The following is a 24,161-nucleotide window of genomic DNA, read 5'->3' on the forward strand; positions in this document are numbered from 1 at the left end:
CCCCCCCCCCCCCCCGCCCAGTCGCCCGTGGAGGTGGCGGGAATCGAACCCGCGTCCTCCGTCGCCTTGCCAGGACTTCTCCGTGCGCAGTCCGCTGTGCCTCTGCTCGGCCCCACCGGTCACGCGGACGAGCCGGTGTGACGGGCCCAGTCGCTGTGGGTGTCCCGCTCAGGCCCCGCGACCGGGCCTGACGGTGAGCCTCCTCAATGATGCCAGCGACCGGGGCGGAGGCACCCCCGGGCCGACAACTTCGCTACCTAGCTCAGGCGGCCAGGGCGAAGTCAGCGCGACTCTTGTTGGCGCTTATTGGTTTGCAGCGACGCTTGAGGTGGTCTCCTGCCTGCACCTGCACGCTTCCCCTGACTCAACGTCCGGAGTCGAAACCGTTCACCCCCTTGTTCGTGGTAACCACCAGGATAACGTCCCGGCCCCACTCGATCATTCCCTATTCCGGGATGGCCCCGTGCACCGGCCCGGGACACACACCCACCAGCAACACCCGCCACAGCCGCCGCAGCGCCCCCATGCCTACCAGCGGCCCTTCGCCGCCCGGCCCGCGGTCCTGGCGATGTAGCGCTCGGCGTCCCGCTTGGCCAGGTCGCGCCGCTTGTCGTAGGCCTTCTTGCCCCGCGCCAGCGCCAACTCGACCTTGACCTTGCCGTTCTTGAAGTACATCGACAGCGGCACCAGCGACAGCCCGCCCTCGCGCGTCTTACCGATCAGCCGCACGATCTCCTTGCGGTGCAGCAGGAGCTTGCGGGTCCGGCGCGGCGCGTGGTTGGTCCACGTGCCCTGCGTGTACTCGGGGATGTGGACGTTGCGCAGCCACACCTCGCCGTCGTCGACCGTGGCGAAGGCGTCCACCAGGGAGGCCCGCCCGGCGCGCAGGCTCTTCACCTCGGTGCCGGTGAGCACGATGCCGGCCTCGTAGGTGTCCAGCACCGAGTAGTCGTGCCGCGCCTTGCGGTTGGACGCGATCAGCTTCTGGCCTGTCTCCCTGGGCATGACATCAACCTTACGGCGTGTGACCAGCGGTTTTCACATCACAGCCGGACGTAGAGCCGTAGGGTGACGTACCCGGTGACGGCCGAGATGACCGTGGCCACCAGAACCAGGATCGGCGACACGTACGCCACGTCGGCCAGCCCCAGCTTGGGGAAGACCCCGGCGCGGATCGGCGCGGCGAACACGGTGTCGATGAACAGCGACTTGAACCCGAACAGCATCCCGACGGCGAGCACCGCGCCGACAAGGCCGGCCACCACCGCCTCGAGCAGGAACGGGAGCTGGGTGTACCACCGGGTGGCGCCCACGAGCCGCATGATGCCAACCTCGGTGCGCCTGGTGAACGCCGAGAGTTGGATGGTGTTCGAGATCAGCAACAGCGCGGCCAGCGCCTGCAGCAGGGCGATCGCGAACACGCCGTTGCGCAGCCCGTTGAGCAGGCTGAACAGCCGGTCCAGGAACGCCCCCTGGTCGGCGACCCGATCCACCCCCGGCTTGCCGGCGAGCTCCTTCTGGAAGGCGTCGAACCGCTCCGGGTTCTTCAGCTTCACCCACAGCGTGGCCGGCAGCGCCTCCGGCCGGGTGAGCTGGACCAGCTCCGGGTTGCCCTCGAACGAGCGCTTGAAGCGCTCGAAGCTCTTCTCCTGGTTCTCGTACACGACCGAGTCGACCTGGCCGTTGGTCTCCAGGCTGCTGCGCAGCGCGGCGCACGGGTCCTTGCCGCAGTCCCGGTCGTTGGCGCTGACGTCCTTGGTCAGGTAGACCGCCACCTCCACCTTGTCGTGGTAGCGGTCCTGCATCTTGTCGATCATCCGGACCACGAGCAGGCCGCCACCGAGCAGGAGGAGGGAGATCGAGGTCGTCAGGATCATCGCGATGGTCATCGTGACGTTCCGGCGCAGGCCGGTGATGACCTCGCTGAAGACGAAGCTGGCGCGCATCGGGGTCGTTCCTCGTGATCGGGGCGGGTGGGGTTATCAGCGGCCGACGCCGTAGACGCCGCGGCGGTCGTCGCGGACCACCCGGCCGAGCTGCAGCTCCACCACCCGGCGCCGCATGGAGTCGACGATCGAGTGGTCGTGGGTGGCCATCAGGACGGTGGTCCCGGTGCGGTTGATCCGTTCCAGCAGCAACATGATGTCCTGGCTGGTGTCCGGGTCGAGGTTGCCGGTGGGCTCGTCGGCCAGCAGCACCAGTGGCCGGTTGACGAAGGCGCGGGCGATGGCGACCCGCTGCTGCTCGCCGCCGGACAGCTCGGTCGGCATCCGGTCGGCCTTGCCCTCCAGGCCGACCAGCTCCAGCACCTCGGGCACGACCTTCTTGATCGTGTGCCGGGGCTTGCCGATGACCTCCAGCGCGAAGGCGACGTTCTCGGCCACCGTCTTGTTCTGCAGGAGCCGGAAGTCCTGGAACACGCACCCGATGCGCTGGCGGAGCTTGGGCACCCGGCGGCGGGGCAGCTTGGCCACGTCCCAGTCGGCGACCTCCACCAGGCCCTTGCTGGGGACGTCCTCGCGCAGCAGCAGGCGCAGGAACGTGGACTTGCCGGACCCGGACGGACCGATCAAGAACACGAACTCGCCCTTGTCGACCTGGACCGAGACATCCTGCAGCGCGGGCCTGGTCGAGGTCTTGTAGACCTTGGTGACGTGTTCGAGCCGGATCACGAGGGGCGAGTCTAGCCTGCGGCCGTTCGGTTGACCCGGCTAGCCCACGCGAGTCAAGAGGACATGAGGTGATTGATCACGCCGTGACCACTTCGTGGCATACGGTGCGCCACCGGCTGTTCACCTATCGCGACCGTCGCGGCTACCCGGTCGGGTCGTCTCAGGCGTCCTGGGTGGCGTGGCGGCGCCGCCAGCGAATGCCGGCCTCCAGGAACCCGTCGATGTCGCCGTCGAGCACCGCGGCCGGGTTACCCACCTCGTGCTCGGTACGCAGGTCCTTGACCATCTGGTAGGGATGCAGCACGTAGGAGCGCATCTGGTTGCCCCAGCTCGAGCCGCCGTCGCCCTTGAGCGCGTCGATCTTGGCCTGTTCGGCCTGCCGCTGCCGCTCCAGCAGCTTGGCCTGCAGGACCGCCATGGCGGTGGCCTTGTTCTGCAGCTGCGATCGCTCGTTCTGGCAGGAGACGACGATGCCGGTCGGGATGTGGGTGATGCGCACCGCCGAGTCGGTGGTGTTGACGCCCTGCCCGCCCGGGCCGGAGGAGCGGTAGACGTCGACGCGCAGGTCCTTCTCGTCGATCTCGACGTGGTCGGACTGGTCGACGACCGGGACCACCTCGACCCCGGCGAAGGAGGTCTGGCGGCGGCCCTGGTTGTCGAACGGGGAGATGCGCACCAGGCGGTGCGTGCCCTGCTCCACCGACAGCGTGCCGTAGGCGTAGGGCGCCCTGATCTGGAAGGTCGCCGACTTGATGCCGGCCTCTTCGGCGTAGGAGGTGTCGTAGACCTGCACCGGGTAGCCGTGCCGCTCGGCCCAGCGCAGGTACATGCGGGTCAGCATCTCGGCGAAGTCGGCGGCGTCCACCCCGCCGGCCTCGGCCCGCACCGTGACCAGTGCCTCGCGCTCGTCGTACTCGCCGGAGAGCAGGGTGCGGACCTCCAGGGCGGAGATCTCCTCGCGCAGCTTGGCGCGCTCGGCGTCGGCCTCGGCCGCGCTGTCCGGGTCGCCTTCGGCCTCGGCCAGCTCGTACAGCACGCCCAGGTCGTCCAGCCGGCCGCGCAGCTCGCTGACGCGGCGCAGCTCGCCCTGCTTGTGCGAGAGCTGGCTGGTGACCCGCTGGGCGTGCTCCTGGTCGTCCCACAGGTCGGGCCGGGCGGCCTCGGTCTCCAGCGCCCCGATGTCGCGCCGCAGCCGCTCGAGGTCCATCACCGCCTCGACGCTGGCGAGCGTGGCGGTGAGGTCCTTGATGTCGGCAGCGACGTCGGGGTTCACATCCGCCAAGGGTACGTGAGCCGGCCGGCGCCGACAGGCCCGGGACCGCCCTGCCCGCGCCGGCTCACCGGCCGATCGCGTCCAGCAGCTTCAGCACGGCCCGCACGTGTGCCACGGTGAAGTCGGCGGCCGCCTTGGCGTAGGGGTCGTCGACCGACTTGGCCGCCTGCTTGGCCTCGTCGAGCTCGGCCGTGTAGGTGGCGCGGGCGGACTCCACCAGGGCGGAGCGCTGCTTGGGGGTCAGCATCCCGGCGTGCACCAGGCGCAGGATGAGCGGGCTGCGCAGCTGGTCCTGCCCGGGCTCGCTGGCCAGCCAGGACTTGAATGCCTTCTTGCCGGCCGCGGTCAGCACGTACTGCTGGCTGGAGCGGGGGCCCTGCTTGCCCAGCCGGAGCAGCCCCGCGTCGGCCAGCGCCGGCAGCTCGCGGTACACCTGGCTGCGCGTGACACTGAAGAAGCCGCCGAAGCGCTCGGTGGCCGCGGCCACCAGCTGGCCACCCGTCATCGGACCGTCGTGCAGCAGGCCCAGCAGGGCCGCGGCAGTGGCGTTGAGCGCGTTTTGATCGGTCACCTTTCCCACGGTGCCACGCCTTTCCCCCGCTGTCCACAGTGGTCGGCCGTTCCGTCCACAGTGGCTTGACGAGGTTGCGCCAACCGGCGGACAGTGGGCCGTCGTTCGCGCCGCCGCCATCCGGCGGCAAGGGCGCCGACGTGTCCGGACACACCACCCGAAAGACGGGCGCCGCCCGCCCGTGGCGGGAACAATGGGCGCCGATGGGTTCGTGAACGTCACGCCGTGCGTCGCCGGCGTCCCGCCGTTCGGCCCTAGCGGTCGACCTGCCGTGTCGCCTTAGCTTCAGGGCGTGATGACGGTGCTGGCGGGTTCGCGCCCGGGGGCACGTGGCGGGCCCGACCCCCGACCGGACCCGTCAGCGGAGGTTTGGACCCTGTGGGCGGTTTCCTGATCCGGCGGCTGGCCAACTACGTGCTGCTGTGCCTGGTCGCCACCTTCCTCGCCTACGCGCTGGCCTCGCTGACCTTCGACCCGCTGGCCCGGCTGGCCGAGCGTAACCCGCCGCCCCCGGCCGCGGTGGTGGAGTCGATGCGCCAGGAGCTGCGGCTGGACGAGCCGGTCCCGCAGCGGTTCGCCAGCTGGTTCGGCGGGGTGGTGCGGGGTGACTTCGGCCGGACGGTGACCGGCCAGACGATCTCCGACGAGCTGGGCCGTCGGATCGGGGTGAGCCTGCGACTGTTCCTGTTGGGCACCGTGGTCGGCGTCGCCGCGGGAGTGCTGGTCGGAATGGTGGGGGCGGTGCGGCAGCACCGGCCGGCCGACTACCTGGGCACGTTGTTCGCGTTCGTACTGTTGTCCATGCCGACGTTCCTGGTCGGAACGTTGTTGAAGTTCGGTGGGCTGCAGCTCAACCTCGCGGCCGGCACGACGCTGGTGTACTTCACCGGTGAGTACGACCCCGGGCTGCGCGGGGGCTGGGGCAGCGCGCTGGTGGACCGGCTGCAACATCTCGTTCTGCCCACATTGACCATCGCACTGCACCAGATCGCCTATTACAGCCGGTACCAGCGCAGTGCGATGCTCGACGTGCTGGGCAGCGAGTTCCTCCGCACCGCGCGGGCCAAGGGGCTCACCCGGCGGCAGGCGCTGTTGCGGCACGGGCTGCGGACCGCGCTGGTCCCGATGGCCACCCTGTTCGCCTTCGGGTTCGGTCTGCTGGTGACGGGCAGCGTGTTCACCGAACGCATCTTCGGCTGGTACGGGATGGGCGACTGGTTGGTGTACGGGATCGAGCAGCAGGACACCAACATCGTGGCCACGGTCACGTTGTTCGTGGCCGTGATGGTGTTGGTGTCCGGGTGGCTGGCGGACGTCCTCTACGCCGTGCTCGACCCGCGGGTGCGGATCGGGAGCCTGGGGGGTCACCGGTGACGCTGGGGGTACGGGAGGCCAAGCGCGCGGGCACGACGGGTGCCGGTGGTGGCGGGCCGGTGGACGCCGCGCCGGACGGGCTGCGGGCGAGCACCCGGGGCCGGCTGGTGTTACGCCGGTTCTTACGGAGCCGGTCCGCCGTGTTCGGTCTGGTCACGATCGCCGCGTTGTACGTGCTGGCCTTCGTGGGCCCGCTGCTCGCGCCCTGGGACCACACCCAGCAGGACTACTCGGCGTTCCTGCGGCCCCCGAGCACCAGCCACTGGTTCGGTACCACGCAGATCGGGGAGGATGTCTTCGCGCAGACGATGCGCGGACTGCAGAAGTCGCTCACGATCGGACTGCTGGTCGGTCTGTTGTCGACGCTCGTGGCGGCGGTGGTCGGGGCGGTCGCCGGCTACTTCGGCGGCTGGGTGGACCGGGTTCTCATGTGGCTGGTGGACCTGTTGCTGGTACTGCCGTCATTCCTGGTGGTCGCGATCGCCAGTCCCGCCTTCCGGGGCCACTCCTGGGTGTTGTTCGCCCTGTTGCTGGCGGCGTTCGGGTGGATGCTGACCGCCCGGATCGTGCGGGGCATGACGTTGACGCTGCGGGAACGGGAGTTCGTCAGGGCGGCACGGTTCATGGGCCAGCCCTCCTGGCACATCATCGCCAGGCACATCCTGCCCAACATGGCCTCGCTGCTGATCATCGACGCAACGCTCAACGTCGGCACCGCGGTCCTGGCCGAGACCGGGTTGAGTTACTTCGGGTTCGGGGTGCAGCCGCCGGACGTCTCGTTGGGAACGCTGATCGCCAGCGGCAGCCGGTCGGCACTGACCTTCCCGTGGCTGTTCCTGTTCGCGGGTGGGTTCCTGACGTTGGCGGTGTTGTGCGTGAACCTCGTCGGGGACGGCCTGCGGGCGGCCATCGACCCGAGTGCGGCCCGTGGCACCGCACGGGTTCGTGGTGCTCGCCGTGCCAGGCGGTTTCTCCGTCGGGCGGGGGCTGCCTGATGCGGTTCCACGGTTGTGTTAGCCCAGTCTCGCGGGCGCTCGGCCCGGTGGTGCTGGCGGCATGACGTCTGCGCACTCTCCCCTCGACCCGCCGAAGGCCGCCCCGGGCGAGCCCGTGCTGGAGGTGTCCGATCTGGAGGTCTCCTTCCCCAGCGAGGCCGGCCGCGTGCGGGCGGTGCGGGGGCTGGGATACCGGGTGGACCCCGGCGAGGTGCTGGGGATCGTCGGCGAGTCGGGCTCGGGGAAGTCGGTGTCCTCGCTGGCGGTGATGGGCCTGTTGGGCGCGGGCGCACGGGTGTCCGGATCGATCCGGTTCCGGGGCCGCGAGCTGCTGGGCCTGTCCGACGGGGAGCTATCCCGCATCCGTGGCCGGCGCATCGCGATGGTCTTCCAGGACCCGCTTTCCGCGCTCACCCCGGTCTACTCGGTGGGTGACCAGGTCGCCGAGGCGGTGCGCACGCATGCCGGCGTGTCCCGGAGGGAAGCGGCGCGGCGTGCGGTGGAGCTGCTCGATCTGGTGGGCATCCCCAACGCGGCCGAGCGGGCGGGCGCGTTCCCGCACGAGTTCTCCGGCGGGATGCGGCAGCGGGTGGTGATCGCGATGGCGATCGCCCACGACCCGGACCTGATCATTGCCGACGAGCCGACCACCGCGCTGGACGTCACCGTGCAGGCCCAGGTCCTGGACGTGCTGCGCACGGCCCGCGAGGTCACCGGTGCCGGCATCGTGCTGATCACGCACGACCTCGGGGTGGTGGCGGGTGTCGCCGACCGGGTCCTGGTGATGTATGCCGGCCGTGCGGTCGAGACGGGCACGGTGGACCAGATCTTCGCGCGCCCGCGGATGCCTTACACCCTCGGCCTGCTGGGTGCGCTCCCCCGGGTGGACGAGGCCGAGAAGCGGCCGCTGGTGCCGATCGACGGGCAGCCGCCGTCCCTGGTGCAGCTGCCACCGGGGTGTTCGTTCGCCCCGCGCTGCCCGGTGTCCGTTCCTCAGTGCACCCTCGGCGAGCCCGCGCTGGCTCCCGTCGACGGTGGCACCGGGCATCGGGCGGCGTGTATCCGCAGTGACGAGATCGCCCGCAGCGAGGCGGTGCCGGCCGAGATCTACCACGTCGAGCCGGTGCGACCGGCGCGTGAGCCGGGACCGGTGCAACGGGCGTCGCGGGTGGTTCTTCAGGTGCGGGACCTGGTCAAGCACTACCCCGTCAGCAAGGGCTTGCTGCGGCGCCGGGCAGGGCTGATCCGCGCGGTGGACGGGGTCACCTTCGACATCCGGCAGGGTGAGGCGTTCGGGCTGGTCGGTGAGTCTGGTTGTGGCAAGACCAGCACCCTGATGGAGATCCTCGGCCTGCGGGCGCCCGCGGCCGGGACCGTGCGGATTCTCGGCCGGGACGTGGTGGAGCTGGACCGGCGGGCCCGCAGGGCGGTTCGTCGGGACCTGCAGGTGGTGTTCCAGGATCCGATGGCCTCGCTGGATCCGCGGATGCCGGTTGGGGCCGCTGTGGCCGAACCCATGGAGGTGCACGGCTACCCGCGCGAGCGGATCCGGCGGCGGGTGCCGGAGTTGCTACGGCTGGTCGGGCTGGGTTTCGAACATGCCGACCGCTACCCGGTGGAGCTTTCCGGAGGGCAACGGCAACGGGTCTGTATCGCACGGGCGCTGGCTCTGGAGCCGAAGCTGGTGGTGCTCGACGAGCCGGTGTCCGCGTTGGACGTCTCGATCCAGGCCGGGGTCATCAACCTGTTGGACGAGCTCAAGGACCGGCTCGGGCTGTCCTACCTGTTCGTCGCGCACGACCTGTCGGTGGTGCGGCACGTCGCGGACCGGGTGGCGGTGATGTACCTGGGGCGGATCGTGGAGGTCGGCGAGGCGGAGACGGTGTTCGGCGCTGCCCTGCACCCCTACACCCAGGCGTTGTTGTCGGCTGTGCCCGTGCCGGATCCGGTGACCGAGCGCGCGCGGGAGCGGATCGTCCTCACCGGTGACCTGCCGAGCCCGGCCGATCCCCCTTCGGGATGCCGGTTCCGTACCCGCTGCTTCCTGCATGCCGCGTTGTCGGCGGAGGACAGGGCGGTGTGCGCCACGGTGGATCCGCCGCGCAAGCCGCGCGGCGACGGCGCGGACCACGAGGTGGCCTGCCACTTCGCGCGGCCGCGGAAGGTGTTGTGAACGTGCCGTGCGTCCGACCGGGGCGGCTCGGTGGGACGCACCGGCGACGTCCGCGGGCAGCAGGGCGCGCGGGCGAGGGGTCAAGAGAGGGAGGTTCCACGGACGTGACTCGTGCGAGAGGGAGGCTCGCCAGGATCACCACGGTGGTCGCACCGCTCACCGTCGCGGCTCTTGTGTCGACCGCCTGCGGTGGTGGCGACGACGATGTGCTCAAGGGCGCGGAGCACCAGGCCGTGGGGGTCAATGACATCAACCCGCAGGACCCGTCCACATTGCGTGATGGTGGCGACCTGAGATGGCCGTTGGACCAGTTACCCACCAACTTCAACCGGAACCACGTGAGTGGCACCACCGGCTACGCCAAGCGCGTCATGGACGGGCTGATGCCGCACGCGTTCCGCGCGAACGCCGACAACACCCTGGAGGTCGACAAGGACTACTTCGACTCCATCGAGTTGACCTCGCTCGATCCGCAGGTCGTCACCTACCGGATCAGTTCGAAGGCCACCTGGGACGACGGCACGCCGATCACGTGGGAGGACCTGAAAGCGCAGGTTGAGGCGCTCAACGGGGCGAACAGGGACTACCAGGCGGGCAGCACGGGCGGCTACCGGGACGTGGCGTCGGTCGAGCGGGGCACGGACGACCGCGAGGCGCGCGTGACGTTCCGCAAGCACTACGGCGAGTGGCGGGCATTGTTCACCGACCTCTACCCGAAGTCCACGAACTCGGATCCGCAGGTGTTCAACAAGGGGTGGGTCGACCGCCCGCTGGTGACGGCGGGCCCGTTCAGGATGGAGTCGGTGGACCGCACCGCCAAGACGATCACTCTGGTGCGCAACGAGCGGTGGTGGGGTGCGAAGCCGCGGCTGGACCGCATCATCTTCCGTGCCCTGGAGCGCGGCTCCTGGCCGGAGGCGTTGCAGAACAACGAGATCGACTTCTACGAGATCGGCTCCAACGTGGACCTGTACCAACGGGCCAAGGAGATGCCGGAGGTGCAGGTCCGGCAGGCGTTGGAACCGAAGTACAACACGGTCCTGTTCAATGGCGCGCCCTCGTCGGTGTTGGCCGACCAGCGCACCCGGCTGGCGGTGCAGAAGGCCATCAACCGGGAGGCGATGACCAACGCGCTGGTGGGGCAGATCCTGCCGGGCGCCAAGCCGTTGGGGAACCACATGTACGTCCAGGGGCAGAAGGAGTATCGGGACCATTCCGGGCTGGTGCCGTTCGATCCGGGCCAGGCCAAGACGGAACTGGACGAGCTGGGGTGGCGGCAGGACGGTGACGTGCGCACCAAGGACGGTAAGGAGCTCGTGGTCCGCTTCGTCATCCCGGCCACCAATCCCACCTCCCAGCAGATGGCCAAGATGACACAGGAGCAGTTGCGCCAGGTCGGGGTGAAGCTGGAGATTCAGCCGGTGCCGAGCCAGGAGTTCATCAAGAACTACCTCGAGCCCGGGAACTTCGACCTCATCGGGATCGGTTGGGAGGCCACCGCGTTCCCCGTCGACAGCAACCATCCGATCTTCTACCTGTCGCCCGACCAGCGGCAGCAGAACTACGGGCAGGTCGGCAACGACACCATCAACGCGATGTTCGACGAGGCCAGCGCCGAGCTCGACGACGCCCGGCGGGCGGAGCTGGTGAACCGGATCGACGAGGAGGTCTGGAAGTCCGGGCACAGCCTGCCGGCGTATCAGGCACCCGGCGGTGTTGCTGCCCGCAGGTCATTGGCGAACTTCGGTGCGCGGGGCGTCGCGGACCTCGACTATGCGCGGATCGGCTTCACCGGCTGAGGCTCAGCGGTCGCGTGGAACGGGGCCCGGGAGGCGCGTCCTCTCCGGGCCCCGTGTCCGTTCGCGCACATTGCGTCATGATGACGTACCCGCTTCATCTTCTCTGCGGTGGAAGCCGGACGAGACTCCTTCATCCGCTCGCCTAGGGTGAGTGGCAACACGGGAGCCGAGAGGGTGGAGGACGAGCGGAGGAACCAGGTGTGAGCCGAGGATGTATCCGCCTGTTGGCGCTTACCGCCGTCACCCTGTTCCTGTCCGCCTGCGGCGGCGTGGGAGGCAACGGGACCGGCGTGGGTCCGGAGATCGGCCACAACGACATCGCCCCGCGCCAGCCCGAACATCTGGTGGACGGCGGCGAGCTGCGGTGGCCGGTGTCCTCGTTTCCCGACAACTTCAACTACCTGCACGTCGACGGTAACGAGCGCGGTGTCTACGAGATCGTGGCGGCGATCCTGCCGACGCCGGTGCGGTTCGCCGCGGACGGTTCGGTGCAGCCGAACCCGGACTACGTGGAGTCGCTCGAGCTCACCGGTCGGGACCCGCAGGTGGTCACCTACCGGCTCAACCCGCGTGCTCGCTGGTCCGACGGCACTCCGGTGACGTGGCGGGACTTCCGGTCGCAGTGGCTGGCGATGCGGGGCACCGACGCGGCGTTCCGGATCGTCGCGGCCAACGGCTACGAGCGGATCGGCGACATTGCGCGCGGTGTCGACGACTTCGAGGTGCGGATGACCTTCACCGAGCGGTTCGCCGACTGGAAGGCGGTCTTCGACGTCCTCTACCCGCAGCGCATGACCTCGGATCCGAACCTGTTCAACGTCGGCTGGAAGAACCAGGTTCCGGTCACGGCCGGCCCGTTCCGGGTGGAGCGGATCGACCGGACGGCGAAGACGGTCGCGCTGGCGCGGGACCCGAACTGGTGGGGTGAGCGGCCCCGGCTGGAGCGGATCTTCTTCCGCACCGTGCCGCCGGACGCGCAGGTGGACGCGTTGGCCAACGGGGAGTTGGACTTCGCCGACATCGGCGACGACGTGAACGCCTTCCAGCGGGCATCGGGTCTGCCGCGGGTCGAGATCCGCCGGGCGTCGGCCCCGCACATCCGGCAGATCACCTTCAACGGTGGCCGCGGTTCGGTGTTGGCGGACCAGGAGTTGCGGCTGGCGCTGCAGCGGGCGATCGACCGCCGGGCGATCACCAGCGCGCTGGTCGGCCGGATCGACCCGGGTGCCCGGCCGCTGGGCAACCACATCTATGGCCGGGAGATGCGGTACTACCGGGACAACTCGCAGATCGTGGCCTTCGACCCGGAGGCGGCCATGCAGAAGCTGGACGAGCTGGGGTGGCGGAGGGACGGGGACGTTCGGCGCAAGGACGGCCGGGAGTTGCGGATCCGGGACGTTGTGCCGGCCCGGAAGCCCAGCAGCGAGCAGGAGGCCAAGCTGGTGCAGCAACAGCTCGGCCGGATCGGGGTGCGGGTCGACATCGTCCGGGTGCCGGGTGACGACTTCTTCGACAAGTACGTGAACGTGGGCGACTTCGACATCACCCATTTCGGCTGGGTCGGCACGTCCTTCCCGATCAGCTCGAAGGCGTCCATCTACAGGGTGCAGGACCAGGTGCGGCAGAACTACGGCCGGATCGGGAACGAGACCATCAACCAGCTGTTCGACGCGGCGAGCCGAGAGCTGGACGAGCAGCGGGCCGCGGAGCTGGCGAACCGGATCGACGAGGAGATCTGGAGGTCCGGGCACTCCCTGGTCACCTACCAGCGACCGGACGTGGTGGCGGTGCGGCGGGGCCTGTCCAACCTGGGTGCTCGTGGCTTCATGAACCCGCCGCTCTACACCAGGATCGGTTACGTCCAAGGCTAGGCGCGATCGGTCGCGCCGGTCAGTCGATCGCGTGCGGGGAGGGCCGCCGGTTGCGTGTTCCTACGCTGGGGACGCCCCCACCCTCCCGGGTTTGCGCAGCCCACGGCCAGCCTATCAGCGGGAAGCCACAGGTCAAGGTCGTGATCGCGGGCTGTGGACTGATCTTGGGGTGGTGGATAACTGGCTTGGTTCGCTCAGCATCGGCCAGCCGCGCTCGCGGGATCACGGAGCAAGGAGCCGTGACATCGGCGATGTCACTCCTCATGCCCTCCGGGACGGGCTCGTCGACGTCCTGCGAAACAGGCTCGGCACGGGACGGCCGCGAGGGGGCGGGAGGATGGCCGGGTGAGCGCGCCACGGATCGTCCCCACCGGGCATCCTCGGTCGTGGGCCCGCCCGGTCCGACATCTCGTTGCCGTGACCGGGTTGGTGGCCGTGGTGTGCGTGCTGGTGATCGGCGTGTCCGTGATCGCCCTGACGACGTCACTCGCCGAGACACGTCCGCTGTCGGCGCGGGCTTGGGGGGAGGCCACCCGGGTGGCCGACGATGCGGTTGACGTGTCGTGGCCGATGCCGGATGGGAGCCAGCGAACGGCTCGGGTGGCGGTCACGGATCCGGGCTCGGTGGTCGGCCGGGTGCCGGTGGCCTATGACCCGCAGGACCCTGCCCGTGCGGTCGTTCCCGGTGCCGCCCTGCTGGTTCGTGCCGACCGCGCATCGAGCGGGATCGCGTTCGGCGGGCTGGTGTTGGTGGGGGTGGCGGCGTTGACCCTGACCCGGTTGGCCTCGTGGGCACGGGTCGCGCGCCGGCCGGCGCGCACGGCGCGGGTCCGGCGGGTACGGGTGCATCGCGGGCTCTTGGCACGCACGTGGCTGGAGACGGAAGACGAGCCCCGGCGCTGGATTCCGGTCGCGTTCGATCCCGTGCTCGTTGTCATCCCCTCCCCCACCGAGGTGTTGCTACACGGCGATCCACTGCGGGACAGGACCGTGGCGGCACGCGTGGGAGCGGCGTGGCTGCCGCCGTCGGGCCGGGTGGCGACGCACGAGCCCGGGGGCCGAGTGATCGACTTTCCCACGCGCCCGGATGAGACGGCAGCGGTCCGGGCGGCCGTCACGGGCCGCCCGCTTCGGCAGCTGCGCATGGACGCCGTGCTGGTGGTGCCGGCGCCCGTGGTCGGGCTGCTGTGGGCCTATCTCGATGGTGGGGGCTTCCCGGTGTGGGTGGCGGCGACCGCGGTGGCCGCGGCGCTGGGGCTCTGGTGGGCTGCCTTCCGCGGATCTGACCCCTCCTGACCACCGGGTCAGGCCGGCCGCGACGTATCGGCCGTTCCGACGGGGCCGGGCGGGGGCCTCGGCCATAGCCGCCGCCACCGAGCGTGTCAATTACGGTACGTAAGATTACCGCTACTGGGTGTTCTCGGTTGGCCGGCCCGGTGAAGTCGCCCGCTTCGGGTGGCCGGGCCCGGGCCGGGCCGTCAACCTCGGAGGTGGTCGGTGGTTCAGCACGCAAGTGACCCGGTCGGGGAGGTGCTGACGGTGCAGGTCAGGTGGCTGCAGGACAAGCTGTCGGACAAGGTTCACGACAAAGTGCACGACAAGTTGCAGAACAAGTGGGTCGTGCGTACCCGGGCATGGGTGGCCGGAATGCCCGAGGACGACCTGCGAACCGTGGACAAGTGCATGGTGTGCGAAAAGCCGTTGAAGCGGCATCGCAACGTGGCCGGGGACGGCCGGGTGTGCTCACCGGAATGCGCCCTGGTCTGGACGGAGAAGCTGGACGCCTGAGCGGACCGACGCCGGTGGTTTGCGCCCGGGTAAGGGCAATCGGGCGCACCGGCCACCGGGAGGAGAACGACGAGCCGAACCGGCATGCAAATCGTGGAAAAGCAGAGAAAAAGGTGCTGCCCCTCATCGGAATGAGGGGCAGCACCTCCGTGGTAGCGGGGGCAGGATTCGAACCTGCGACCTCTGGGTTATGAGCCCAGCGAGCTACCGAGCTGCTCCACCCCGCGTCGACGTCACTTACTTTACGTGCTGGTGACGCGGGCGTGCAAATCAGGTGGCCGCGGGGTGATGTGACCTCCGGCTCATCCGCCCGGCGGCGGGTTCTGCTGGCCCGGCTGTCCGCCGCCCGAGGAGCCCTTGGCCTGCTCGAACCGCTTCGTGGCCTCGTCGAGCTCCTTGTATGCCTGGCCGAGCTGGGCGAAGTCGCCGGACTGCTGTGCCTTGCGGATCTTCTCCAGCGCGTTGGCGATGTCCTGCACCGCCTTGCTCAGCTCCGGGTTCGGCTGCCCGTCACCGGGAGGCGGCGTGGCATCGCCCGGCGGTGGTGTGGTCTCCGACGGGGGCTGCTGTCCCTGGTCCGGCTCGGTCACGTTGGACCCGGCACCCTTGCCGAACACCTGGTCCAACGCCTTGGCCAGGGTCTCGGCGTAGCCGACCTTCCCACCGAAGCTCACCAACACCCGGGCCACCTGCGGGAACGACGAGTTCTGCTGGCTGCGTTCGATGTAGACCGGCTCCACGTAGAGCAGGCCGCCGGCGACCGGCAGGGTCAGCAGGTTGCCGTACACCACCTTGGTTTGCCGCTGCTGCCACAGGTTGAGCTCGCGGGACACCTCCGAAGAGGACACGAACTGGGTCTGTACCTGTTGCGGGCCCTTGGTCTGGGTGTCCGACGGCAGCTGCAAAACCCGGAGTTTCCCGTAGTTTTCCGGATCGGAGCTGGCCGAGACGTAGGCCGACATGAACTCCCGGCGCAGGCTCACCAGGGCGCTCGTCAGCTGGAACTCCAGCTGGTTGCTCTTGGTGGGGTTACCGGCCAGCACGTAGTACGGCGGCTGGGCCTGCTGGCCCTGCGCGTCGGTCGTCGGGTCCGAGGGGACGTCCCAGAAGGACACCGTCGAGTAGAACTCGCGCGGGTCGGACACGTGGTACCGGGCCAGCAGGTCACGCTGGACCTTGAACAGGTCCTCCGGGTAGCGGAAGTGCGCGCGCAGCGAGTCCGAGATCTCGCTGGAGGGCTTGACCACCCCGGGGAAGACGCCCCTCCACGCCTTGAGGACCGGGTCCTTCTCGTCGACCGCGTACAGGTTCACCGTGCCGTCGTAGGCGTCCACCACGGCCTTGACCGAGTTGCGGATGTAGCTGATCGTCTTGTTCGGCTGCTTCCGCACCCCGGTGAGGGTGTCCGTCGTGGCCTCCCCGAGCGCGGTGCGCTGCGCGTACGGGTAGTTGTCCAGGGTGGTGTAGCCGTCGACGATCCACACCATCCGCCCGTCGACCACGGCCGGGTAGGGGTCGCCGTCCACCGTCAGCCACGGAGCGACCGCGCTGACCCGGTCCCGCGGGTCACGCTTGAAGATGATCTTCGAGTTCTCCCCGATCGCGTCGGAGAACAGCAGGTTCCGCTCGCCGTAGTGCGCGGCGAAGATCAGCCGGTTGAACCAGTCGCCGACCGGCACCCCGCCCTTGCCGGTGTAGGTGTAGCGGGTGGCGTCGGTGTCGTACTCGCGCGGCGCCTGGCCGTCCCGGCCGCCGACGATCGCGTAGTCGGTGACCAGCTCGCCGTAGTAGACGCGTGGCTGGTCGACCTTGATGTCGCCCTGGTTGATCGGGTGTTCCTTGTTACCCGACAGCTCGCTGACGGTGAAGACGGGGTAGCCGCCCTCGCCGCCGGCGTCCTTCAGCGCCGAGTTGACCGTGTTCGCCGGAGCCGCGACGAAGCCGTTGCCATGCGTGTACACCAGGTGCCGGTTGATCCAGTCGCGCTGGTTCGGGGCCAGCCCGTTGGTGTTGATCTCTCGCGCGGCGACGATGTAGTCCTGCGTCTTGCCGTTGACCGTGTAGCGGTCGATGTCCAGCTTCTCCGGGAAGCCGTAGAAGTTACGGCGCTGCTGGAGCTGGGTGAACGTGCGGGACAGCACGCCGGGGTCGAGCAGCCGGACGTTCGGGATGGTGACCTTCTCGTCGCGGATCTCGCTCGGCGAGGCGTCCGACTTCCCCTCGTAGCGCTCGTAGGTCACGTTCTCCGAGGTGATGTTGAACGCCTGCCGGGTGGCGGCGATGTTGCGTTCGATCGACGCCGCCTCCTTCTCGTTGGCGTTCGGCTTGACCGAGAACTGCTCCAGGATCGCCGGGAAGGCTGCGCCGACCAGCAGGCTGGACAGCAGCAACAGCACTGCCGAGATCGCCGGCAGCTGCAGGTTGCGCAGGAATGCGCCGGCGAAGAACGCGACCGCGCAGAAGATCGCGATGATCAACAGGATCAGCTTCGCGGGCAGGACCGCGTGCAGGTCGGTGTAGCTGGCGCCGGTGAAGCGGTCGTTGCGGCCCGAGTACAGCAACGCGTAGCGGTCGAAGAAATAGGCGGCGGCCTTGAGCAGCACGAAGATGCCGGCCAGCACCGCGAGCTGGACGCGGGCGGGGACCGCGAGCTGGCCACGGGTGCCGCGGCCGCCCAGGCGGATGCCGCCGAAGAGGTAGTGCGCGACCAGGGCGGCGAAGAAGGACACCGCGACCGCGACGAAGGCCCAGGACAGCAGCCACCGGTAGAACGGCAGCTGGAAGGCGTAGAAGCCGATGTCCTTGCCGAACTCGGGGTCGGTGACGCCGAAGCTGGTGCCGTTGAGGAACAGCTGCACGAGCCGCCAGTCGCCCTGGGCGGCGACGGCCGCGATCAACCCGATCAGCACCGGCACGCCGATCCCGAAAAGCTTCAGCCGGGTGACCACGAACGAGCGATAGCGGGAGACCGGATCATCCGGTCCGGTGACGGGAACGAAGATCGGCCGGGTCCGGTAGGCGATCGCCAGGTTGAGCGCCACCAGGCCGCCGACCACCACGCCGGCGGAGACGAACAGGGCGATCCGGGTGAGCAGCAGGGTGCCGAACACCGACCGGTAGCCGACCTCGCCGAACCACAGCCAGTCGATGTAGGTGTTGAGCAGGCGCGAGCCGCTGACCAGCACGAGCAGCAGCACGGCCGCGAGAATGAGCAGGATCCGACTGCGCTTGGACAGCTTCGGCAGTCCGACCGGGGGCCGCATGGCCACGGGGCACGCTCCTACGGTCACTTCGACGGTACGGCCGGACGGCTGCCTGGCCAACCGCATGCCACGCCTGGTGGACACCCGTCCGCAATGTCCAACTCTAGAGAGGTATCTCGGGTTCCCGGATGCCCCCGTCGGCGGGGGTCCGGTGCCAATATGTCGGCCATGTCCCCCTCCGCAATCCCTGAAGAGCTAACCACTGCCCTTCCCGGCGCCGCCCGGGAGGTGGAGGACTACGTCTCCACCTCCGGGTGGGAGCAGCCGCCGCAGCTGTTCGCGCTGGTGCCGACCAAGGAGCTGCTGTCCCGCGAGCCGGGCCTGGCCGATCAGGTCGACCCGAACGCCGCGCTGACCCCGGTGGCGCAGGACCCGCTGCCCGCCGGCGACCTGGCCAGGTCGCTGGCCGCCATCGCCTGGCCGAATACCGTCGCGGGGTGCGCGTTGGCCCAGGAGATCCTGGTTCTTCCGCCGGAGGCGCAGGAGCAGCTGGCCGAGGTCGGTACCGACCCGGACCAGCTGCAGAAGGTCGCCGCCGAGCACCCGGAGCGGAAGGAGGCCCGGCTGGTCGCCGCGGTGCTGCGGGATGGCACGGAGGCGTGCGTGCTGCGGGTCCGCGGCAGCGGCGAGGAGCCCGACCAGGTGATCGAGCACACCGGTCTGGCCCCGAACCTGACCGAGGTGTTGCAGAACACGCTGAGCACGAAGTCCTGACGCGCGGATCAGCTCGAGCGCGAAGTCCCTGGAAGACCGCGGGGGTCGCCCTTTGGTGGGCGGCCCCCGCCCGTTCGTCTCGGATGCCGTCGGCCAGGTGCCGATCGTGGCCGCGGGGCGGAGATGCCACGGGCACCTGGGCTCAGCCTGCACCGAAACCACTTCCACCACGAGTACGCCAACAGGTCCCGCTCGTGCCAAGCCGGCTTTGGGGATCAGGTCCGTGTCGTCGTCAGGAGCAGCTGGGGACCGATCGGCCGGCCTGCAGGTCCTCCAGGGCCTTGACCGCGTCCCGCAGCGTGCTCACCTTGACCAGGCGCAGGCCGTCGGGGGTGTGGCTGGCGGCCTCGGCGCAGTTGTCGGCGGGCACCAGGAAGAGCTCGGCGCCGGCCTCGCGGGCGGCGACCATCTTGAACGGGATGCCGCCGATCGGGTTGACCTTGCCCTGGGTGTCGATCTCGCCGGTGCCGGCCACCGAGCGCCCGCCGGTCAGCTCGCCCGGGGTGAGCTTGTCCACGATGGCGAGGGCGAACACCAGCCCGGCCGACGGGCCGCCGACCTCGTCGAGACCGATGTCGATCTGGAACGGCACGTCCGGCCGGTCGATCGGGATCACCCCGAGCAGGCCCTGGGTACGGTCCTCGGCGCGGCCCAGGGTGACCTGGGCGGTGCGCCGCTCCCCGTCGCGCCGGAACACCACCGGCACCTGTTGCCCGGGCTTGGTGTCGGTCAGTGCCTCCCGCACCTGCTCGGCGCGGCTGACGGCACGGCCGTTGACCTCCAGCAGCCGGTCACCGGGCTCGATCGTGCCGTCCACGGCGCCGCCCTTGGCGACCTCCCCGACCAACACCTTCGTCGGGTAGTCGAGGTAGCGCAGCGCGGCGACCTCGGCGCTGGTCTGGGAGTCCCGGAACGCCTTGGTGTTCTCCTGCTCGACTTCCTTCTGCGACTTGTCCGGGGGGAAGAACTCGTCGCGGGGGGCGAGCGCGTACCGGCCGCTGGCCCACAGCCCGAACGCGCCGAACAGGGTGATCTCGTCGCTGACCGACACCGTGGTCATCGTCAGGTGGCCACCGACCGGCTGCTCCGGTTGGCCCTTGATCTGCACGACCTCGCTGTCGTTGAATTTGCCGAGGGTGTCGTATGTGGGACCGGGGCCCAGCGCGACATAGGGCACCGTGACGAACGCGCCGAGCAGGCCGAGCGCCGCGACGAGCGCGAAGCTGACCACCAGCGTCCAGGTACGACGGCTCACGAGCTCACAGACTACGGGCCGCTGCTTCTGGTCACCGTGAACCAGCCGGTACGCCTGCTCCAGGCCCCGCGTACGGTGGACTCATGAGTGATGTGCCGTTCGGGTTCCAGCCGCCCGAGGACCCCGAGGACCGGGGCTCGAAGCGGCCGGGGGGTGAGCAGCCCGGCGGGTCCTCTCCGCAGGGCCCCGGGGGTGGGCCGCCGCCCGGTTTCCCGGGCATGCCCGGCGGAGGCGCGTTCGACTTCGGCGCGCTGGGCCAGATGCTGACCCAGCTCGGCCAGATCCTCAGCCACGCCACGACCTCGAGCGGACCGGTCAACTACGACCTGGCGAAGCAGCTGGCGGCGCAGCGCCTGGCGGCCGGCGGCGCGGGCACCCCGACCAACGAGCAGGCCGGTGCGGTCGCGGACGCGGTGCACCTGGCCGAACTGTGGCTGGATGCGGTCACCACGCTGCCGGCGGGGGCACGCACGGCGCAGGCGTGGTCGGCCGAGGCGTGGGTGGAGTACACCGTCCCGACGTGGCGCCGGCTGTGCGACCCGGTGGCGCAGCGGGTGTCCGGCGCGTGGGTCGAGGCGTTGCCGGAGGAGGCGAAGCAGGCCGCGGGCCCGCTGCTGTCGATGCTGGGCCAGATGGGTGGCCTGGCCTTCGGGTCACAGTTGGGCAACGCGCTCGGTGAGCTGGCGTCGGAGGTGTTGACCTCGACCGACGTGGGGCTTCCGTTGGGTCCGGAGGCCACGGCAGCCCTGCTGCCGACCAACGTCGAGCGGTTCACCGCCGGCCTGGAGCGTCCGGCCAGCGAGGTGATGGTCTTCCTGGCCGCCCGGGAGGCGGCGCACCACCGGTTGTTCGCGCACGTGCCGTGGCTGCGGCAGCGGTTGCTGGCGACGGTGGAGGAGTACGCGCGCGGGATCAAGGTGGACACCGCCGCGCTGGAGGAGCTGGCCGGCCAGGTGGACCCGACCAACCCGGCCAGTATCGAGGAGGCCATGCGCTCCAACCTGTTGGAGCCGCAGACCACCCCGGAGCAGAAGGCGGCGCTGACCCGGCTGGAGACGTTGCTGGCCCTGGTCGAGGGCTGGGTGGACGTCGTGGTCGGCGACGCGGTGGGCGAGCGGCTGCCGGGCGCCGAGGCGTTGCGGGAGACGTTGCGCCGGCGGCGGGCCAGCGGCGGCCCGGCCGAGCAGACCTTCGCCACCCTGGTGGGTCTGGAGCTGCGTCCGCGCAAGCTGCGCGCGGCGGCCGCGCTGTGGCGCCTGGTCGGCGACCGGCACGGACTCGAGACACGGGACGGGGTCTGGGCGCACCCGGACCTGGTGCCCACGGCCGAGGACCTGGACGACCCGTTCGCCTTCGTCGAGCGGTTGGGTGGCGCCGGTGAACTCGAGGACCCGTTGGCCGCGCTGGAGCGGACCCGCGAGGCCGAGCGGCGCGCCAAGGAGGAGAAGCCGACGGGCGAGGCCGAGCGCGAGGAAGGCGACGAGGGCGGGCAGCCCGGCGAGAGCGGGCGCTGATGCGTCCCTGGGCGGGCGCCGGCCCGCGCCGGCCTTCCTCCGTGGCTTGTCTGCTGCCTCTCCGGTAGCTGGCTGATGTGCCCCTCGTCCATCACCGCGGCGACCCGATTCGGCTGCGTCCCTTGTTTCTCGGCCACAACTTTGGTCTTGGACCGCAATACCACTGGCCCGAGCCCGAGCCACGATTGCTCACTGCACGATCATTTGTCGCAACCCGCGGGACTCCGTTGATCGCTGAGTAGCCGGGAATGCCGCAGCCGGTCGGTCGTCAGTCGTCGCAGGCTGCCTCGCCGTTCTCCGCGACCTCGTCGCGCACTCCGTCGGCATCCTCGGGGTCCGCGCCGATGTTCCAGCCCGCCGCGGCGGACAGGCCCTCCAGGAAGCCGATAGCGCGTTCGGCGCGCGGGTAGCGCCGGACCAGTTCCCAGAAGTCCGGCCCGTGGCCGGGCACGAGCAGGTGCGTGAGCTCGTGCACGAGCACGTAGTCCAGCACCCACGCGGGGACCTCGCGTAACCGGTCGCTGACCCGGATCGTGCGCTCGCTTGGTGTGCAGGAGGCCCATCTGGTGCGCATGGGCGGCACCCAGCGCACGCCGAGGGGCACGGCGCGCCCGTCCAGGTACCGGCCGGAGAGCTCTCGGCAGCGAAGCAGCAACGCCGCGTCGGACGTGCGCGCCGGGGAGCGGCGCCGGCTTTCGCTGCGGTCGAGCCGGCGCAGCATCTCCGCCACCCAGTGTTCCTCCTCGGCCCGGGTCATCCGGGCCGGAATGAGCACGACCACCGTGTCGCCCTCCCGATAGGCGCTCACGGTTCGCCGCCGCCGGCGACTCCGGCGGACCTCCACCCGCGGTTCGGCCACGGGCTCACCGTATGCGGCCCGGCGGACGCGCGGGGCGCAAACCCCACCGGTCCGGGTGAACAACACCGACCACTGGCACGCCTACCTGCGCTAATGCCGGGTTGTGCATGGGTGCGCGGGTAGCGTGACCGGCATGGCGGCCTGGCGTGGGTCCCGGCGCTGGTACGGAGTGGATTCCACCCGAGGGCCACGGCGGGCGTGACGGAGTGGGAACCCGACGAGTGGGGGTGGAGCCGCCGGCTCCGGGGTGCACCAGGACGCCTGGTCAGGTCCCCGAGCGCGACGGGCGATCGTGCTCAACACCCCGGCTCCGGGCCGGGGTCAACTGGTCAAGGGAGGCAGCCGTGGCGCAAACCACGACGACGTACAACGGCTACTGCGTCAAGTGCCGTGCCAAGCGCGACTTCGAAGGAACGGTCCAGGAGAAGAACGGCCGCAGGATGGCCAAGGGCGTGTGTCCCCAGTGCGGCACGAACATGACCCGGATCCTGGGCAAGGCGTCTTGACGCGGCCTCGAGCCACCTGCGGGGCGGTCCTCAACGGAGGACCGCCCCGCCTCCTGTCAACCCCACTTCCACGCCCTGTGGATAACCACAACAGCCTGTGGATGGTCATTTTCGCTGCGTGACGATCGCTGGCACGCTGCAAAACATGATCACGACGACACCCCCAGACACCCGCGAGGACCTGCCACGACGGCCCCGACTACTACCGGGGCTGGCGGTCCTCTGGCGTTCCCCGGCAACCGCACAGCTCGGCATCGACCCGGCCCGCGCCGCGGTCGTGCAGGGCCTCACCGCGCCCCAAGCCCGGCTCCTGCGCGACCTCGACGGCCACCACACCGTTGAGGAGCTGACCGCGGACGACACCACCGGCGAGATCACCGAGCTGCTCGCCCTACTGGCCGGGCGCGGCCTGCTGGAGGACGCCACGCCACCACCCGGGCCCGGGGAGTGGGCGCTGTCCCCGCACCTGGCACCGGAGCTGGTCGGCTGGAGCCTGGGCACGGGCCGCCCGGCCCGCGGCGCGATCACCGACCGCGCCGACACCGCGGTCGTCGTACAGGGCAACGGCCGGCTCACCGTCGCGGTGGCCACCGCGCTCGCCACCGCCGGAATCGGCCGCGTCCACGTCCTGACCACCGGAGCCGTCCGGCCGGAGGACACCGGAACCGGCTACCGCGACGCCGACGTGGGCCGAGCCAGGGACGAGGCCGCCATGGACGCGGTGTCACGCGCCGCGCCAGACGTCCTGGCCAGCCGCACACCACCACAACACGGACCGGACCTGACGATCCTGGCGGACGCGGTCGTCCCGGATCCGACACGGGTCAGCCGCCTCACCCGAGACGGTCACCCACACCTCGCGGTTCGCGTCCGCGACGGCACAGGGATGGTGGGTCCGGTGGTCCTCCCCGGTCGCTCGAGCTGCCTCCGCTGCGCCGACCTCCACCGGGCGGACCGCGACCGCGGCTGGCCCACGATGGCCGCCCAACTCGCCGGCCACACCCAGCACGCGGACATCGCCAGCACCCTCATGACCACCGGCCTGGCCGTCGCGCAAGCCTTACTGATCCTGGGCTGGCCAGACACCGACACCAAGCCACCACCGACCTACAACGGCACGCTCGAGCTCGATCCGGTGCGCGGAACAATCCTCCGCCGCACCTGGCCGCCGCACCCCTCCTGTCCATGCCGTCGCGACAAACGCAAACACTGACAAGCCAGCTCAAACCCACCAAGAGAACGGGCCAAAACCAAACAGGGAACGGGATAGGGGGAAAGAGGGTTAAGGGGTAGGGAATGGGGAGGGCGGGGTGGGGGGTGGGGGGAGGGGGCGGGGAGGGGAGACCGACTCCGAACCCACGCCCCAGGGCCCTCCCGAGCGCCGTTCGCGGCCCGGCTCCCGGCCTCGGGGCCGGACCCCGGATTAGTCCCCTGGGCAGGGCTGGGCCGGGGTGGTTCGGCCGGACGGTGGATGATCACTTCACCAGTGGCCTGTAGGTTGGCTACGCAGTATTCCGGTGACTGGCATTCCACT

The 24,161-nt window shown here is 70.1% G+C and carries 19 protein-coding genes, 1 tRNA gene and 1 other RNA gene; 11 read left to right on the forward strand and 10 right to left on the reverse strand.

What is annotated here, in order from left to right; genetic code table 11:
• Positions 1 to 25: 25 nt before the first annotated feature.
• The 6 genes from ssrA to IEY55_RS05390 all read right to left on the reverse strand — a co-directional run bounded on the left by ssrA (position 26) and on the right by IEY55_RS05390 (position 4,516).
• Positions 26 to 395, reverse strand: a transfer-messenger RNA (tmRNA) gene (gene ssrA, locus IEY55_RS05365).
• Positions 396 to 528: 133 nt separating this feature from the next.
• Positions 529 to 1,005 (reverse strand): SsrA-binding protein SmpB, encoded by a 477-nt coding sequence (smpB, locus tag IEY55_RS05370; protein ID WP_189054555.1) that lies wholly within the window; start codon positions 1,003 to 1,005, stop codon positions 529 to 531.
• A 38-nt stretch (positions 1,006 to 1,043) separates the two neighbouring features.
• Positions 1,044 to 1,946, reverse strand: a complete 903-nt coding sequence (ftsX, locus tag IEY55_RS05375) for a permease-like cell division protein FtsX (protein ID WP_189054557.1) — start codon at positions 1,944 to 1,946, stop codon at positions 1,044 to 1,046.
• Positions 1,947 to 1,982: 36 nt separating this feature from the next.
• On the reverse strand, positions 1,983 to 2,672 hold the full coding sequence (gene ftsE, locus IEY55_RS05380; protein ID WP_189054559.1) for a cell division ATP-binding protein FtsE: 690 nt from the start codon (positions 2,670 to 2,672) through the stop codon (positions 1,983 to 1,985).
• 160 nt (positions 2,673 to 2,832) lie between these two features.
• Positions 2,833 to 3,945, reverse strand: coding sequence for a peptide chain release factor 2 (gene prfB / locus IEY55_RS05385; protein ID WP_189054561.1), 1,113 nt, complete (start codon positions 3,943 to 3,945; stop codon positions 2,833 to 2,835).
• A gap of 64 nt (positions 3,946 to 4,009) precedes the next feature.
• The gene (locus tag IEY55_RS05390; RefSeq protein WP_373289967.1) at positions 4,010 to 4,516 is read right to left on the reverse strand and encodes a PadR family transcriptional regulator; all 507 of its coding nucleotides are present in this window, start codon (positions 4,514 to 4,516) and stop codon (positions 4,010 to 4,012) included.
• 378 nt (positions 4,517 to 4,894) lie between these two features.
• Here IEY55_RS05390 and IEY55_RS05395 point away from each other — a divergent pair, with 378 nt between their 5' ends.
• From IEY55_RS05395 to IEY55_RS05425, 7 genes are all read left to right on the forward strand, one after another.
• The gene (locus tag IEY55_RS05395; RefSeq protein ID WP_189054565.1) at positions 4,895 to 5,890 is read left to right on the forward strand and encodes an ABC transporter permease; all 996 of its coding nucleotides are present in this window, start codon (positions 4,895 to 4,897) and stop codon (positions 5,888 to 5,890) included.
• On the forward strand, positions 5,887 to 6,885 hold the full coding sequence (locus IEY55_RS05400; RefSeq protein ID WP_229686077.1) for an ABC transporter permease: 999 nt from the start codon (positions 5,887 to 5,889) through the stop codon (positions 6,883 to 6,885). The genes IEY55_RS05395 and IEY55_RS05400 overlap by 4 nt, the downstream gene beginning before the upstream one ends.
• Before the next feature lie 61 nt (positions 6,886 to 6,946).
• Entirely contained in the window at positions 6,947 to 9,058 is a 2,112-nt protein-coding gene (locus IEY55_RS05405; RefSeq protein WP_189054567.1) for an ABC transporter ATP-binding protein, read from the forward strand.
• 104 nt (positions 9,059 to 9,162) lie between these two features.
• Entirely contained in the window at positions 9,163 to 10,857 is a 1,695-nt protein-coding gene (locus IEY55_RS05410) for an ABC transporter family substrate-binding protein (protein ID WP_189054569.1), read from the forward strand.
• A gap of 200 nt (positions 10,858 to 11,057) precedes the next feature.
• Entirely contained in the window at positions 11,058 to 12,728 is a 1,671-nt protein-coding gene (locus IEY55_RS05415) for an ABC transporter family substrate-binding protein (RefSeq protein ID WP_189054571.1), read from the forward strand.
• Between the two features lie 345 nt (positions 12,729 to 13,073).
• Entirely contained in the window at positions 13,074 to 14,024 is a 951-nt protein-coding gene (locus tag IEY55_RS05420) for a hypothetical protein (protein ID WP_189054573.1), read from the forward strand.
• Positions 14,025 to 14,225: 201 nt separating this feature from the next.
• Positions 14,226 to 14,516, forward strand: coding sequence for a hypothetical protein (locus tag IEY55_RS05425; RefSeq protein WP_189054877.1), 291 nt, complete (start codon positions 14,226 to 14,228; stop codon positions 14,514 to 14,516).
• Positions 14,517 to 14,666: 150 nt separating this feature from the next.
• Here IEY55_RS05425 and IEY55_RS05430 read toward each other — a convergent pair.
• Both IEY55_RS05430 and IEY55_RS05435 read right to left on the reverse strand, forming a co-directional pair.
• A tRNA-Met gene (locus IEY55_RS05430) sits at positions 14,667 to 14,743 on the reverse strand.
• A 75-nt stretch (positions 14,744 to 14,818) separates the two neighbouring features.
• Complete coding sequence (locus tag IEY55_RS05435) at positions 14,819 to 17,779, reverse strand: UPF0182 family protein (RefSeq protein WP_189054845.1); 2,961 nt, start codon at positions 17,777 to 17,779, stop codon at positions 14,819 to 14,821.
• 168 nt (positions 17,780 to 17,947) lie between these two features.
• On the opposite strand from IEY55_RS05435, the gene IEY55_RS05440 reads away from it, so the two are divergent.
• Positions 17,948 to 18,493 (forward strand): PPA1309 family protein, encoded by a 546-nt coding sequence (locus IEY55_RS05440; RefSeq protein WP_189054575.1) that lies wholly within the window; start codon positions 17,948 to 17,950, stop codon positions 18,491 to 18,493.
• A 232-nt stretch (positions 18,494 to 18,725) separates the two neighbouring features.
• Here the strand turns inward: IEY55_RS05440 and IEY55_RS05445 are convergent, their stop codons facing one another.
• Complete coding sequence (locus IEY55_RS05445; protein ID WP_189054577.1) at positions 18,726 to 19,748, reverse strand: YlbL family protein; 1,023 nt, start codon at positions 19,746 to 19,748, stop codon at positions 18,726 to 18,728.
• 83 nt (positions 19,749 to 19,831) lie between these two features.
• Between IEY55_RS05445 and IEY55_RS05450 the strand changes: the two genes are divergently transcribed.
• Complete coding sequence (locus tag IEY55_RS05450) at positions 19,832 to 21,262, forward strand: zinc-dependent metalloprotease (RefSeq protein ID WP_189054579.1); 1,431 nt, start codon at positions 19,832 to 19,834, stop codon at positions 21,260 to 21,262.
• Between the two features lie 268 nt (positions 21,263 to 21,530).
• Here IEY55_RS05450 and IEY55_RS05455 read toward each other — a convergent pair whose 3' ends face one another.
• Positions 21,531 to 22,121, reverse strand: coding sequence for a M48 metallopeptidase family protein (locus IEY55_RS05455; RefSeq protein WP_189054581.1), 591 nt, complete (start codon positions 22,119 to 22,121; stop codon positions 21,531 to 21,533).
• A 344-nt stretch (positions 22,122 to 22,465) separates the two neighbouring features.
• On the opposite strand from IEY55_RS05455, the gene IEY55_RS05460 reads away from it, so the two are divergent.
• Together IEY55_RS05460 and IEY55_RS05465 are read left to right on the forward strand one after the other, a co-directional pair.
• Complete coding sequence (locus tag IEY55_RS05460; protein ID WP_189054583.1) at positions 22,466 to 22,627, forward strand: DUF5679 domain-containing protein; 162 nt, start codon at positions 22,466 to 22,468, stop codon at positions 22,625 to 22,627.
• Positions 22,628 to 22,772: 145 nt separating this feature from the next.
• The gene (locus tag IEY55_RS05465) at positions 22,773 to 23,840 is read left to right on the forward strand and encodes a TOMM precursor leader peptide-binding protein (protein ID WP_189054585.1); all 1,068 of its coding nucleotides are present in this window, start codon (positions 22,773 to 22,775) and stop codon (positions 23,838 to 23,840) included.
• The last annotated feature ends 321 nt before the right edge of the window (positions 23,841 to 24,161 follow it).

This window comes from Longimycelium tulufanense, from assembly GCF_014645795.1.
GTDB lineage: Bacteria > Actinomycetota > Actinomycetes > Mycobacteriales > Pseudonocardiaceae > Longimycelium > Longimycelium tulufanense.

Bases quoted from the DNA above. Each gene is read 5' to 3' on its own strand.
- smpB (WP_189054555.1), bottom strand. From the start codon at position 1,005: ATGCCCAGGGAGACAGGCCAGAAGCTGATCGCGTCCAACCGCAAGGCG.
- ftsX (WP_189054557.1), bottom strand. From the start codon at position 1,946: ATGCGCGCCAGCTTCGTCTTCAGCGAGGTCATCACCGGCCTGCGCCGG.
- IEY55_RS05405 (WP_189054567.1), top strand. From the start codon at position 6,947: ATGACGTCTGCGCACTCTCCCCTCGACCCGCCGAAGGCCGCCCCGGGC.
- IEY55_RS05465 (WP_189054585.1), top strand. From the start codon at position 22,773: ATGATCACGACGACACCCCCAGACACCCGCGAGGACCTGCCACGACGG.
- IEY55_RS05435 (WP_189054845.1), bottom strand. From the start codon at position 17,779: ATGCGGCCCCCGGTCGGACTGCCGAAGCTGTCCAAGCGCAGTCGGATC.
- IEY55_RS05440 (WP_189054575.1), top strand. From the start codon at position 17,948: ATGTCCCCCTCCGCAATCCCTGAAGAGCTAACCACTGCCCTTCCCGGC.
- IEY55_RS05450 (WP_189054579.1), top strand. From the start codon at position 19,832: ATGAGTGATGTGCCGTTCGGGTTCCAGCCGCCCGAGGACCCCGAGGAC.